Below are 14772 nucleotides of genomic sequence, written 5' to 3'. Positions count from 1 at the left end.
TACGTCATCGGGTGACAACGTTAAGTGATTTCTGCAGTGAGGAGAGCGGCGGAACATGACGAGCGGCAAGCCGGTTCTGTATGTGATCGCGTGTGGAGGGCGACCGGCCGCGGAGCTTCCCCGTCTCGTGGGCCAAGCCCAAGCGCAGGACTGGACCGTCTGCGTGGTCACCACACCGTCGGCGACGAAGTTCGTCGACACGACACGGCTCGCACAGCTCACCGGATACCCGGTGCGAAGCGACTACAAGCGCCCCGAGGAGCCGGACGTCCTTCCCCCTGCTGATGCGATGGCCGTGGTGCCCGCCACCTTCAACACGATGAACAAGTGGGCCCAGGGCATCAGCGACACCCTCGCCCTGGGACTGCTCAACGAGGCGCTCGGGCTCGGACTGCCGCTCGTGGCCGTGCCCTGGCCCAACATCGCACTCGCCCGCCACCCTGCCTTCGCCAACAGCCTGGCCCTGCTGCGCGAGTGGGGCGTGCGGGTCATCTTCGACGTGGAGCGGCTCCCCGCCCCCAACTCGGGCGAGCCCGGAGCGGTCACCTTCCCCTGGGACGAGCTTCGCGAAGAACTTCAGGAAGTACGATCCGCCTGCAAACCTTGATCACCGCTGCACACGAGACCGAGCTTCTCTCTGACGGGCATCGGCTGTACGGGCATGACCGTGACCAACCGCCGGGCCAGGGCTTTCAAGCCCGGCCGGCGGCTGGTCAAGACGGAGGCGCCGCGCAGCACGAGTTCGGCCAGGCGCGGCGCGTTCTGGTGGCGGGCGTCGAGCCGAGTGGGCCGTCAGACGGGCAACTCGTGACCGCGTGAGGGCAGAGTGGTGTCGACCGGCCGGACATGCAGGCGCAGCAGTCTGGCGCGGACGTCAACGCGGGGGTTTGTGCGGGTCGATCACGTCACTGCCACCCGACCATGTCATTCCACAGACGGGGCAGTGGACGTACCAGTCCTCCCATCCGTCCCGGAACTCCATGCGCCCCTTCTGCCCGGTCCCAGGACACACTTCGGGGGTTGGAGGCTCCTCCGATACTTCGAGATCGATTTGGGGGGCCGCTTCGGGTGCTTCGCCGATCACGGACTCGCTCTCCGGGCCTTGGAAGGTCGTGGTGGTCAACTGTTTGAGGTGGCGAGGGCCGTGGCCGGGGGGCGGGGTGAGGGTGGAGGTGTAGTTCTCGCCGTCTAGCAGGGGGGTGGTGAGGCTTACGCCGGATGCGGCCATGCGGTCGTACTCGGCGAGGACGAGGTCCTTGGTGCGGTACGTGCCGTATTTGGCGATCTCGTTGTTCTTAAGGCCGCCGTTTTCGGTCTGGAAGGTCTCCAGGATGTAGTCCACGTCGGGGCGGTCGATACCGTAGAGGTGGAAGAAGTAGGCGTCCAGCTCGGCACGGATCTGGACGCGGCGCTCCTCGTCCCATCTGAAGGGGGCGCCGAAGTCGTCGAGGTCGCGAGCGAGTCCGGCCATGTCGTGGGCGGTGTAGACGAGTTCAAGGACGCGAGGGACGAGGAAGGGGGTATGGGGTTCCAGTGTTCGAGGCGCGGGGACAGGAAGCTGCTTCCATGTCATGAGGGCCATGTGAATGCCACCTACCTTCTGGCGGCTCACGAAGTCGAAGACCAGAGAACTCTGAGCAGCGACGAGGGCAGCGACGAGGATGGGTGAGACGCGCGGCAACATCAGGGGGTATGTGTGCCCAACAGCCGTACGCGGAAGGAAAGCGGGGATGGCGGTGCGCTCATCGGTGGTACGGCACACGTCACGCCAGCCGCAGAGCCAATCCCGGTCCCAGTTCACATCTTCCAGACGCAGGGTGACACCCGGGACCTCCACCCGCTTGTTCTTCCTGACGGTTGAGATGAGCCCGTTCTCCGCGATCCAGTAACGTGAATCGGCTACCGCTGACGGGTTCTGCTTCTCGATGAGAGAAAGGCGGTGGCGGTCTTCGTTTCCTGTGCCGTAGTAGGAGTTCCAGCGATGGTCGAAGTGGTGGACCATCTTTCCCTCATATAGGGGCAGCATCCTCTCCTCGTCCCGAACGAACACGTTGCCGAGCATCTTCCACCCCTCCGCCTCCAGTTCCTCTCGTGTGCGGAAGAGGTCGCCATCATTGGCATTCCGGAAGAGATACTTGAAGTCGACTGGCCACAGGCCGTCGCTCTTCACGACGTCATTGCTCAGCACCGGCAGACGCCGATAGATCGCAAGCGTGAGATCGGCGTCTCGTCGAGCACGAAAGATCGGGAGCGATCCGGTGTTAGGACTGATGATGGCAATCTCGTCAGGGCTGAGGGAAAAGATACGCTCGGCATCGCCGAGGTCAGCTGGGTCTTCGAGAAAGAAAGCAAACTTCGCCACCGGTTCGCTTAGATCCTGGCCAGTCAGTGATAGCAGACAGAACTTGTAGCGGGAATCCACCCCAACGAACAGCGGCTTACGGTTCTCAAAGTCGTATAGGGAGGCGATAGCTCCACGCCGAGCGAAGTCACTGAAGAGGTGCTGTGATCCTGCGCTCGTTGCAATAGCGGTCGGGACAACGCACCCGAACCGTCCTTTCGGGGAGGAAATGGTAGCAAACCACTCGGCGAACAACTGGTCCACCTGTAGTTTGGTGACGCCACCGGTCGTTAGCCCTCTCGCGCACAGTGGAAATACTCCGGAGCTGCTCGCGAACAGAGATGTCGACTTCAACTTGCGACGCTCAGCCTGATAACGCGCTCCTGCCTCGGGATTTTCCTTCTCCCAAGCCGAAATACGCCTGCCTCGCGCCGCGCCAGCGATTTCGGCGATCGATAGATCGACAGTACTGAAGTACTTCTTGTCCTCGAACTCCAACCTGTCCCACGGCGGATTACCCAGAACACACGAGAAACCGCCCACCCAGCCGGTTGCCGGATCTATGCCCCTGTCAGACCCGCTGTCTGGGACGGTGAAGACGTCGGGAAACGCCAAGTGCCAGTGGAAGAAACGGTACTGCTTGCGGAGCCGTACGATCTCATCATGGGTCGCTCCCGAGGCGGCTGCAGCGTCCGGGTCCTGGAGGGCTTGAAAGACGTCATGGGTGATAGCGGGTGGCGCGTTCTTGGTCTTATGCCACATGAACGCCGCGCACCACGCGTCGGCCACGTGCAGGGCTTTGACGTACGCGGCGGAGGTCTCCCACTCACGGTAGGCCGAGGCCTGCCGGTGGACCTCTTCGAGGGTGTCTGAGGGGGCGTCGGCGATGCGGCGCAGGCCGGAGGCAAAGGCGGTGTTGGCCACCTTCGCCTTCTCACCCAGGTCGAATAGGCCGCCCTGTCCCGCCCGCTCCTTGTCGTTCTGCCTCTCCAGGAACGCCGCGTACTTGGCGTCGTCCCCCTCGACCGCCTTGAACGCCTTGTTCGGGATGCCGCCGCGCAGCAGGGCCGGTGTCGCCCCGATCAGGCCGTTGCCGTGCTTGATGTGCGCGTCCAGGAAACCGAGCGGCTTGCCCGGTTCCAGGGCCTCCAGCCAGAGCGACACCTTGGCCAGCTCGACGGCCATCGGGTTGAGGTCGACGCCGTACACGCAGCGCGCGATCACCTCGTGCAGCGCGTGCCGGACCGCGTCCAGGGTGGGTTCGGGGTTGCGTTCCCGTACGGCGGCGACGCGCTTGGCGATCCGGCGGGCTGCGGCGACCAGGAAGTGGCCGGAGCCGCAGGCCGGGTCGCAGACCGTCAGCGAGAGCAGCTCGGTGACGATTGCCTCGGCCGGGTCGGGCTCGCCCGCCGCCGACGCCTTCAGCTCACCGCGCTTCTGGGCGTCGTCGATGACCGGGTCGAGGGTGGAGTCGAGCAGGGTCTCGATCAGGGAGCTCGGCGTGTAGTACGAGCCGGTCTTCTTCCGGTCGTTGCCGAGGCGGTTGACCAGCTCGAAGGTCCGGTCGACGGCGCTGTGCTTGGGGACGAGCTCAAGGAGCGACTCGTAGATGGAGCCGAGTTCCTCCGAGCCCATGTTGCGGTAGTCCACCTGACGCCAGCGGGCCGAGTTCACGTCGCGGACCCGGTCGAGGTGGCGTACGGCCTCCAGCAGATGGACGTTGGAGAGCGAGAGGCCGTGCAGCGGGGCGTCGGCGGCGGTGTCGTCGAAGAGCCCGCCGAGGCCGGGCAAACCCAGTTTCCGGTGGCCGTTCTCGTTACCGAGCGCGTCGAGCACGATCCGCAGGGTCCGGTAGAGATCGGTGTGCGTTGTGCCCCGGCGACGGTTCGCCTGGTGGCGCAACCTGCGAGAGGAGAAGTACGCGGCGTAGCGCCGACGCTCCTCCTCGCTCGCCGTGGGCAGGTGGAGCGCGTCCCGGTCCTCGGTGACGAAGAGGAAGATCAGCCGGTAGGCGAGGCGGAGCAGCGCGGCGTGGAAGGCGTCGACGTCCAGGTTCTCGCGGAGGGCCTTGTTGTCGGGATGCTTGAGGAAGCCGGTGCCGAGCGCGGTGATGGCCTTCTGGACCCCTTCGCGGTGGTTCTCCAGTGCCCGTGTGCCGGACGCGATCGCCTCGATCCGCCATTTCTCCAGCCAGCACGTCGACGGCGCCGCCCCCTCCTCGACCTTGAAGCGGGTGAAGTGCAGCAGCCGGTAGAGCAGGACGAACTCGCTGAACAGCTCGCCGTCGAAGATGGCTTCCAGGTCGAACTCGACGTACGAGGCGGTGGCGAGCGCGCTGGAGTCGCGCAGCAGGCGCAGGCGGCGGCCGTTGGTGAGCACTCCCCACAGCTGGGCGTCGGTGCGGTTGAGGCACTCCTGGAGCAGGGACTGCGGCGGGACGGTGCCCGCGCCGCCAGGACGCTTGTCCAGGGCGGCGTTCCAGGCGACCAGGTGCAGCGGGACGTGACCCCAGCGGTGGCTGATCGCGAAGGTCTTGCCGCCGTCGTCGGACGGGATGCCCGACGCCCCGACCGCCGCAAGGTCACCGAAACCGAGCTCCGCGAAGAGCGGTTCGAGCCACTGTTTGATCGCGAGACCGGTGGGGTCGGACGGGGCCTCGACCTCCGGGGCGACGAGGAGCTTCTCGCGCAGTTCCTTCCAGATCGACTTGAGGTAGTCCCAGTGGCGCTCGGCGTCGTCGCGTACCGAACGGGAGCCGACGGCGCGGTAGTCGGCGGGCAGCGAGCCCTTCACGTCCCGGCCCTCGGAGATGCGGACCAGCATGTCGGCGGGGAGCAGGCCGCCGATGGTGTGCACGGCGGAGAAGACCTGGTTGCGGACGGTGGCGGACATCAGGCTGCTCCTCCGGCGACGGCGACAGTGGCGGCGGGGGTGGGAGTGGGGGTGACCGCGCCGGAGGCCGGCAGGTAGACGTAGACGCCGAGAATGTCGGCGGGTTTCTGCGCGGTGACGTCCACGCCACGGACGATCTCGCCGGAGGCGCTGCGGACCCGGCGGTGCGAGGCGAGGAGTTCGTCGGCGAGCTCCTCGCCGTACGCCTCCAGACGCGCCTTGATGGCGGGCAGGCCGTCCAGGACGCGGCTCATCGTGCGCTCACCGAAGGCGGGGGCGGTGTTCTCGTCGGCGGTGGCGTCGAGCAGGCCCAGTGCCTTCTCGGCGGGCAGCCAGACGGCGTTCGCGGGTGAGCCCTCGAAGGCGAGCAGCCGGGCGTCCTCGGCGACGAGCTCCCGCTCCCCCGACCTGGACGGCAGCGTGAGGTGGAAGCGGTAGCGGACCAGGAGCAGCGTGGTGCGGTCGCCGACGGCGTTGGTGCGGATCACTCCGCAGCGGCGGGCCGGGCGAGGTCCTTCGGCCTTGGCGTCGAGTGCGGCGTTGAGGACGTAACCGGCGAGCGCGCCGACCACGGGATCGGTGCGGACCAGGGCGGCCTCACCGCGTGCCACCGCGGCCGTCGTACGGAACGGGACCGGGCGGCCCAGCTCGACGGCGTCGCCGCCGAGGACGGGGGCGAGGACGTCGCGGAGCCCGGCGGGGGCGCCGCTCACCTCCGCGGTGAAGTCACCGGCGCCGCTCGCGTCGTCGCGCAGGACGCCGTCGAGGGCTGACAGGGAGTGTCGGACGAAGTCGCGGGTCTCCGCCGAGCGTCCGAGGGTGTCGCGGATCGCGGCGACCTCGCGGGCGACCTCCTCGGGGTGGATGGAACGCTGGGCGAAGCGGGAGCGGGAGGTCTTCTCCCGTTCGGCGGCGGACTTCCACTCCGTCTCCAGCTCGGCGGCCCTGTCGTCGATCGCGCCGAGTTCCTCCAGGCCGAAGAGCGTCTCCTGGCCGCGTTGCCGGTCGCGCATCAGCACCCATTCGACGATCGCGTCGGTCACCCCGGAGGAGGCCGCGTCCGGGACGGAGACGGAGATGCCGAGGTCCTTGCGGATCTGGCGGTGCTTCTTGATCAGGACTTCGAGGACCTTGCCGTCGATGCCGTTGTCACTGCCCCAGAGAGTGATGATCTTGACGATGTCCCGCTTCTGGCCGTAGCGGTCGACGCGGCCTTCGCGCTGGTCGTGGCGGGTGGGGTTCCATGCCAGGTCGTAGTGGACGACGGCGTCGAAGTGGTGCTGGAGGTTGACGCCTTCGGAGAGGCAGTCGGTGGCGATCAAAACGCGGCGGGCCGCGCTGTCGTCGCCCGCCTCGTCGGCGAGTTCCTCGATGCGCTGCAGGCGCTGCTGCGGGGAGAGGGTCCCGGTGACGGCCCGGACGACGGTCTTCTTGCCGAGCTTGCCGTCCAGGTGTTCGGCGACGTACTCGGCGGTCGGGATGTAGCGGCAGAAGACGATCGGGTGGTAGCCCTCGTCGAGCAGCTTCTTGAGGTGCCTGACCAGCGCCGCCAGCTTCAGGTCGTCGGCCGTTCCCTCCAGGCGGGCCGCCCGGTCGGCCAGTTCGGCGAGCCGTGCGTCCCCCTTTCCGGTCTTCGCGACCTCCGCGATCTCCGCGCCGGTCCCCGTGACCTCCGTGATCTCCGCGATCTCAGCGCCGGGGGCGACGTCGAGACCTTCCAGGGCGTCGTTCTCCGAGGAGTCGCTGGTCAGGGGTGCGCCGAGCCTGTCGGCCTCCTCGGCGGTGGTGGCCTTCGCCGCCGCGGAGCGGGTGCGCAGCGTCTGAGCTGCGGCACGCGGTGAGGAGACCAGGGAGCGGAGCAGCGCGATCGCCGACCACCAGGCGATCCGGGTCTCACGCCTGCCCCGGTCACCGGCGGCGGTCACCCGCTCGCGTGCGTAGGCGATGGCGTCGTCGAGGAGTGCCTGGTAGGCCGGGGAGAGCTTGTAGGTCTCGTCCTTGAAGTACCGGTCCGAGGGGAACGAGGTCTCCTCGGCCAGGCTGTCGTCGGCCAGCCCGTCGTTCACGGTGAGGAACTGGCGGACGTCGGCTCGCTTTCGGTGCACGAAGTGCGCGGCGAGCAGCCTGCGGCCCTCCTCCGAGCCGAGGTCGACCTCGGCGAGCTCCGGCCGCACCAGGCCCAGCAGGTTGCGGAACGCGCTCTCCTTGCCGCTGTGCGGGGTCGCCGTCACCAGCAGCAGGTGACGGTCGGCCTTGGGGTCGGCGATGCGTCGCAGCAGCTCGTAGCGCAGCTGGTTCTGCGTGGAGCTGTTCTCGTCGGCGGCGACGCAGGTGTGGGCCTCGTCGACGATGACCAGGTCTGGGCAGTGCCGGACGAAGTCGTCGCGATGCCGGGTGGACTTGATGAAGTCGGTGGAGACCACCACGTGGGGGTGCCGGTCGAAGAGGGACTGGCCCAGGTCCAGGCCGCGTTCCAGCCTGGAGACCGTGGAGGCCAGCACCAGTTCGGCGTCGATGCCGAACTTGGTGCGCAGCTCCTGCTGCCACTGCTCGGCCAGCGCGGGTGAGCAGAGCACGGCGAGCTTCTTCGCGCCGCCCTGGGCGAGCAGCTCGCTCGCGATCAGACCGGCCTCGATGGTCTTGCCGATGCCCACGTCGTCGGATATCAGCATCCGTACCGTCTTCTGGCGCAATGCCATCATCAGCGGTACGAGCTGGTAGGCGCGGGGATCGACGGCGATCCCGGCCAGCGAGCGGAAGGGACCGGCTCCGGAGCGGAAGCCGATGCGCAGGGCCGAGCGGAGCAGGCCCGCGGCGTGCGCGTCGCCGAGGTCGGTGGCTGCCGGGGGTGCGAACTCGGCGCTCGTGACCTTCTCGAAGTCGGGGAAGACGGCCGCGATGTCGTCGTCGGCTCCGCCGAGGGGACGCAGGACGAGCATGTCGGGGGCGCTCTCGGGGAGCACCACCCAGTCACGGCCTCGGGCGGAGACCAGGGAACCGACGGTGGGGGGAGTCGTCATCGAAAGGGGGGATCCTTGGCTAGTTGATCGCTGTCGGTTTCCTGGTTCAGGCGCCGGTCCCGAAGTAACGCCCGAACTCCGCCACGATGGCGGACCAGTCGGCGTCGTGGGGGAAGCGGACCACGTCCCAGCCCTTGTCGAACAGCCGCTCCTCCGCCTCGCGGTCGCGTTCGGCGACCGAGGCGTGCTCGTGGACGGGGCCGTCGACGAAGACCGCGACGTTGGCGCCGGGCAGCCGGTAGACGTAGTCGGGCCGGGCATGTGCCTCGGCGACGAGGGTCTGCGCCTCGTCGGGCAGGCGCAGTCCCCGCTCCTTGAGCCAGGTGATGAGCCTGGTCTCCAGCGCGGTGTCCGACTGCGCGGTCAGCCGCGCCAGCTGCTCGGAGCGGGACTCGCCCCTGCCGGTCGTACGGGCCGTCGAGCCCGCGATCCGCAGCAGCAGGTCGCGCATCGAGTGGCGGTCGATGAGGGCGTGGTTGAACTGGTTGCCGTAGGTGAGCAGGCATTCGTAGCAGCCCTTGGCGCAGGGGCGGTCGGGGTGCGGTCCGCCGAGATCGTTGCCGTCGGCGTCGAAGTGGCAGATGGCGAGGGCCTCCGCGGCGGCGCGGGCGAGCGCTCCGGACTCGGACTGCATCAGGCGCAGCACGCCGGCGCCGCCCTCGGCGGCCTCGGTGAACAGCATCCGGTCGCGGGGACCGTCGTCGGGGGGCAGCAGTTCGCTGCTCAGCTCGGAGTCCTCCAGCTCGAAGGCGGCCTCGATACCGCGTTCCAGCGCGTACATGAGCGAGAGCGCGACCGGTTCGTCCAGCGGTTCGTCCAGCTTCAGCACCAGGATGTTGCGGCTGTCCTGGACGTAGGGGATGACCCGCTTCTTGCGCCGCTTCTCGTTGCCGTCCGCGTCGATGACGGGCATCTCGCCGGAGTCGCCGGAGGCCTCACCGGCGTCGCGCTCGTTCATCCAGCGGCCGTCGGCGGGGTCGAGCCAGAAGCCGTCCGGCTCGGTCGGCTTGGCTCGCACCCGGCCGACGTTGGTGATGCGGACGGTCGCCGAGTCGCCGTAGGACAGGATGGCGAGTTTGTCTCCGGCCTCGAAGACGAGGGCGTCCTGACGGCCGGAACGATCACCGTGATCCTGGAAGCTGTAGGAGGTCACCAGCCGGAACCCGGCCCTGCGCCGCTCCTCCTCGTCGGAGGAGATCCGCTCACGACGCCTGGTGTAGACGGTGTGCAGCTGGAGCAGCCCGTAGGTGGTCTCGCCCAAGGGTTCCTTGCACATCTTGCAGCGGTCGTCGCGGTCGTGGACGTCGTGGTGGTAGCCGCACCCGGCGCACCTGCGGGCGCTGCTGGTGACGACGTCGCCCGTCGCGTCCGGCGGCAGCTGGATGCGGGTGACCTGGTAGCGGGCCCCCTCGTGGTAAATGAGCGCTCCGGGCCCGAACTCGCGGATGGCCAGGAAGCGGGGACGCTGGAGGTAGTCGCCGTCGCCGAACCGGCTGCCGGTCGTGGGGATGTAGGCGGCGAGCGGCAGACGCGGGAAGGAGTAGCCGGGCAGGAAGCCCTCGCCGGCGAGGTAGCGGTAGGGGTTGAAGTCGGAGAGCACCGACCTGCTGTCCGCGCTCTCGTTCTTGAGGAGGTTGAGCTGGGTCTCGGCCTCCCTGCGGCGGCCGACGGCGATCTTGCGGTCGCGCTCTGAGAGGGTGTGGTCCAGGACCCGCCGGTTCTGCTCGGCCTGGTCGACCAGGGCCGCCCTGAACAGGCCACGCCAACGGTCGAACGCCCGGTCGAACTCCTTCGGAGCCAGGCGGATCGCCGCCTCGATCCACCGGTCGTCCCACCAGGTGGTGGCCGCGAAGTCGGTCAGCAGTCCGCCGAAGACCTTCTGTGCGGCCTGTAGCGCACGCTCCTGCGCGGCGGTGTCGCGCAGGGCCTCGTCGATGTGGTCCTGCAGGGCGAGTGCGGGATTGGGGACGCGGGCGTCCTCGGCGTAGCCGATGTCGATGATGTTGGGGATGGCGTTGCCCAGTTTGAGCCCGGCCTCGGCCAGCCAGATGGCCTGGACGTGCGAACGGACCAGGTCCTCGTTGGCGAGGTCGAGACGGGGTGGGGCGACGGCTCCCGCGACCATGCGCTCGGAGCGGCGGAAGTAGTACTGGTCGTGGCTGTTTCCGGTCGCGCAGTAGGTGGTGACGAGCGCGGGCTGCCCGGACCGGCCCGCCCGGCCGCTGCGCTGCGCGTAGTTGGCCGGGGTGGGCGGCACGTTGCGCATCATCACGGCGTTGAGCTCGGAGATGTCGACGCCGAGTTCCATCGTCGGCGAGCAGTAGAGCAGCTTCAGCTCGGCCTTGCGGAAGGCCTCCTCGCGTCGCTCCCGCTCCTCCGGGGTGACCTGGGCGGTGTGCTCGCGGGCGACGAGGCCCCCGAGGGCACCGGCCGCGCCCCGGTAGAGGTCGCGGAAGAAGGCGTTGACCCGGGGGCCGTCGCCGCTGGCGTAGGTGCGGGTCAGCGGGTCGTGGGTGCCACTCTCCCCCGTTCCGGCCCGCCAGATGAGGGCCGCGGCGGAGATGCGGTAACCGGTGACGGCCGGCCCTGAGCCGCTCCGGAAGCGGCCCGCGCGCTGCGGGGTCGTGGCGATCTCCTTGACCAGTCCTGCCTTGGCGAGCACCTTCAGCAGCTCCGCGATGATCAGCTGGGCGTCGTCGACCGGCAGGTCCTGGCCGAAGTGCACCCGCCGCAGGTACTTGCCGAACTTGCCTCGGCCGGACAGGAAAAGACCCGACCGGTCCAGACCGGGCCTGGAACCCTGCGGGTAGGCGGTGCCGACCTTGGGACGGTCGCTCGCGGCGAGTACCCAGGGATCGACGAGGCGCTCCTCGCTGGCGCGCTGGAGGGTGTCGAAGTCCTCACGGAAGTGCTGCACGTCGATGGCGAGGGCCCGGCGCATCTCGTCCAGCAGTGCCCGCATGATCTCGACACGCTGGCCGGGGGCCGCCTCGCGCAGCTTCCGGTGGGTCCCCGACCACCGGTCCTGTTGCTCGGCGAGCCACTGCAGATCCGCGTAGTGGATCTCCAACAGGCCGGTCTGCTCCAGGTTGGGCATGGTGATGCGCCAGCCGCGTTCGAGATCCAGGTAGAGGCGGAAGGCGACGACGTCCTGGAAGGTCTTCGCGGCGTTGCGCGCCATCGAGGGAGGCAGGTCCGCGCTGCCCGCGTAGTCGGCGAGCTTCAGGCCCAGGGCGACCGAGACGCGGGAGGCGAGCTCCTCGTGGTTGACGCCCTCCTCGCCCGCCCCCCCCGCCTCGACGGCCGCGTGGTAGAGGGCCCCGCGCAGCTGGGTGATCTGGACGAAGTCATTGAAGTGACCGGCCTGCAGGGAGGCGTCCTGCCGGTTGTCGACGAAAGTGAGCAGCTTGCGGGCCTCCTTCTTGAGCGCCTCGGCGGGCACCTCCTTGAGGGAGCGGACGATGGAGGCGGAGACGAGGGAGGTCGCCGAGGAGCGGCCTTCCTGGTCGAGGGTGGCGAGCTTGGCGAAGTCCTTCCCCCTGACCTGCTCGTAGCTCACCCCGCAGTGCATGCAGAAGAGGAACGGCGAGGGGATGAAGGCCGCCTTCAGCTCGCCCTGGCCCTCGACCCCGTACGCGTCGACGGTGACGGCTCTGGGCAGCCGGACCCGGTAGGAGGCGCGTATCACCTCCTGTCCCCGCTCGTCGATCTCCAGCCAGGACTCGGGCAGCCGGCGATCGGCGATGACGTCCTCCGGCGTGCTCGGCCAGGGCCGGTCGGAGTCGACGTAGAGGTAGCCGTCCCCGGCGCGGCCACCGGTGGCGGCGGTGTCGCGGCGAGGCTCGTAGACGACGCGACCGTCCTTCTCGGTGCGCCACACGGTCGGGTACTCCTGGCCGCACTCGCGGCAGAAGGCGAGCGGCAGCAGGATCTTGCCGTCCGAGCCGGGCTGGACGAGCTGGTAGTCGCGCGTCAGGTGACGGACCGGCTTGTCCTCAAGGGTGACGTAGACGGTGTCGCCCTTGGAGAGGAACTGGTGCAGCCGGAAGGCGAACAGGGGGCGCTCGGTGACGGGGTTTCTCGCCTCGGAACCGGCCTCCAGCGTGCGGCGGATCGCCCGCACACACTCGGCGACGGTCAGCCCGCTGTCTCCGGCGAGTTCGAGGGCCGCTTCCTCGATCTTGGCGGGTCTCTGCCGGACCAGGCGCCCCGTCTCGTCCGTGGTGAGACCGAAGCGCGTCTCGATCCAGCGGGCGAGAGGGTCCTTCACCAGGTCGGCGTAGGCGCGCGGCGCGCCCGGGGCTCGGAGGCGCTCGACCGGGACCGTGCCGGGGGCCTCGTCGGTGGCGCGCACGAGGGTCTCGCCGATGATGTTCTTGGGTCCCACCGTGGTGCCGAAGAGGGTGGTGGCGACGCGGCCGACGGCCTTCCGCTGCTCTTCCGCGGTGCCCTCGCTGGACATGGTGGCGGAGGTGCCGATGCACTGCAGACGCGTCGCCTGGCAGGCCTCACGCACCCGGCGGATGAGCAGGGCCACGTCCGCGCCCTGGCGGCCTCGGTAGGTGTGCAGCTCGTCGAAGACGAGGAACTCCAGTCCCTTGGCCATCTTGATGAGAGAGCGCCGGTCACCCGGTCGGGTGAGCATCAGCTCCAGCATCACGTAGTTGGTGAGCAGGATGTCCGGTGGGTTGTCGCGGATCTCCTTGCGCTGCTCCTCGTTCTCCTGGCCGGTGTAGCGGGCGTAGGTGACCGGCTCGCGGCCGGGGCCGTAACCGTCGCGCAGATACTTGTCGAGCTCCTTGATCTGGCTGTTGGCCAGCGCGTTCATCGGGTAGACGATGATCGCGCGGACCCGCTTGCGCGCCTCGGGTCCCTGCCGCTCGCGGTCCCTCAGCACCTTGTCGACGATCGGCACGATGTAGGAGAGGGACTTTCCCGAGCCGGTTCCGGTGGTCAGCACGTAGGAGGCGCCGGACTTGGCGGTGTCGATCGCCTCGCGCTGGTGGCGGTGCAGGGTGAGCGGGCGGCCGTCGCACACCGTGCCGTCCTCGGTCTTCCCCGCCTGGAAGATGCGCGCGCACTCCGGATGCAGCACCCCTGCGGTCGCGAGTTCGAGGACGGTGCCGCCCGAGGCGAAGAACGGGTTCAGCGACAGCCAGGGGTCGGGCCACTGGGACTTGGCGTCCAGGTCGTTCTCGACGAAGGCCGCGATCCGGTCGTCGCGGATGACCGTGCCGCCCTCGGTGAACGAGCGGTAGTCCTTGATGAGCTTGCGGTGCAGCCCGAAGACGTCCATCCCGGACCCGGAGGTCTGGGGCTCGGGGGTGTCCGCGGGTTCAGTGGCCGGCTGGGAGAGGCGGCTCTCCGCGCGTACCTTCGCCAGGTGTCGTACCGGGTCGAGCCCGTCCCAGCCGAGGACGCGCTCCTCCCCCACGGCGAACGGCAGCAACGTCTCGCGGACGGTGACGGCGTCGGCGGGCCGGTCGGCCGGGTCCTTCGCGAGCAGCCGTTCGATGAGCCTCTCCAACTCCGCGGGAACGTCGGAGCGGAGCAGCCGTACCGGGGGCGGCGGCTCCGTGAGGTGTTTCCGACCGAGCTCGTACGCGGACTCGCTGTGGAACGGCGGGACACCGGTGAGGAGTTCGAACAGCACGCAGCCGAGGGCGTACAGGTCGGCCGCCTGTGTCACCGTCGAGGCGAGGAACTGCTCGGGGGCCATGTAGCGGGCGGTGCCGACCGTGACACCGGTGCTCGTCACCTTGCCCCCCTCGATGTCGTCGAGGATCCGCCCCATGCCGAAGTCGAGGACCTTGACCACTCCGCCGCGCAGCAGCATCACGTTGGCGGGCTTGAGGTCGCGGTGGATGACACCGGCGGTGTGCGCCGCGGACAGTCCGTCCGCGATCTGGGCGCCCAGCGCCGAGACCCAGCCGATGGGCAGCTGCGGATGCTCGCTCACCAGGTCTTTCAGGGTCTCCCCGTCGAGAAGTTCCATCGCGATGTAGGGCAGGCCGGTGGCGTCCACGTCGCCCGCGATGATCCGGGGAAGGTTGCGGTGGTCGAGCCTGCGCATGATGCGCATCTCACGGCCGAACCGCTGGACCGCCTTGTCGTCGGCGCGCGAGTCGATGATCGCACCGGAGCGGTTGCGCAGGATCAGCTTCACCGCGACTACGCGGTCCCGGTCTTCGGTGTCCGCCTGGAGGTCCTCGGCGCGGTAGACCTCCCCCATGTTGCCCTTGCCCACGGCCTCCAGGAGACGGAAACGACTCGCCACCCGGTCCAGGTTCACAGGCACTCCGCGTTCTCCCCATGCTCTGAGCTGGGAACGCGCCCCAGCGGCCGTCAGCGGGCTCCGATGCTGCGGTTAGGCAAAACCCCACTATTTCCGGCAGAGTAACATGTTGTTTCAAAAATAAGACAAGCTTTCTCTCTTGACTTAGTTAACAGATTTATAGTCTGCTTGCAGCCTGGCGGCCTCGAATTCGAAGCCGCCAGGCTGACCGCGATGGCAGGGAA

The 14772-nt window shown here is 68.6% G+C and carries 5 protein-coding genes; 2 read left to right on the top strand and 3 right to left on the bottom strand.

Translation table 11 applies throughout. The annotated features are described in order from the left end of the window. Positions 1-55 precede the first annotated feature (55 nt). Together ACFYWM_RS29660 and ACFYWM_RS29655 are read left to right on the top strand one after the other, a co-directional pair. On the top strand, positions 56-607 hold the full coding sequence (locus tag ACFYWM_RS29660) for a flavoprotein (protein WP_389920071.1): 552 nt from the start codon (positions 56-58) through the stop codon (positions 605-607). Between the two features lie 54 nt (positions 608-661). Continuing rightward, positions 662-811 carry a hypothetical protein gene (locus tag ACFYWM_RS29655; RefSeq protein ID WP_389920068.1) on the top strand — a complete coding sequence of 50 codons (150 nt, stop codon included), beginning with the start codon at positions 662-664 and terminating at the stop codon, positions 809-811. Between the two features lie 63 nt (positions 812-874). Here ACFYWM_RS29655 and ACFYWM_RS29650 read toward each other — a convergent pair whose 3' ends face one another. The 3 genes from ACFYWM_RS29650 to ACFYWM_RS29640 are packed head-to-tail and all read right to left on the bottom strand — an operon-like array spanning position 875 to position 14551. Next, positions 875-5233, bottom strand: a complete 4359-nt coding sequence (locus tag ACFYWM_RS29650; RefSeq protein WP_389920066.1) for an Eco57I restriction-modification methylase domain-containing protein — start codon at positions 5231-5233, stop codon at positions 875-877. Continuing rightward, positions 5233-8253, bottom strand: a complete 3021-nt coding sequence (locus tag ACFYWM_RS29645; RefSeq protein WP_389920063.1) for a DEAD/DEAH box helicase — start codon at positions 8251-8253, stop codon at positions 5233-5235. Before ACFYWM_RS29645 ends, ACFYWM_RS29650 begins: the two co-directional genes overlap by 1 nt. 46 nt (positions 8254-8299) lie before the next feature. Next, positions 8300-14551 carry a protein kinase gene (locus ACFYWM_RS29640; protein ID WP_389920061.1) on the bottom strand — a complete coding sequence of 2084 codons (6252 nt, stop codon included), beginning with the start codon at positions 14549-14551 and terminating at the stop codon, positions 8300-8302. Positions 14552-14772 lie beyond the last annotated feature (221 nt).

Source organism: Streptosporangium sp. NPDC002721, assembly GCF_042888905.1.
Classification (GTDB): domain Bacteria; phylum Actinomycetota; class Actinomycetes; order Streptosporangiales; family Streptosporangiaceae; genus Streptosporangium.
Note: the sequence above shows the minus strand (reverse complement) of the source record. Positions and strands in the feature narration are given on the sequence as shown.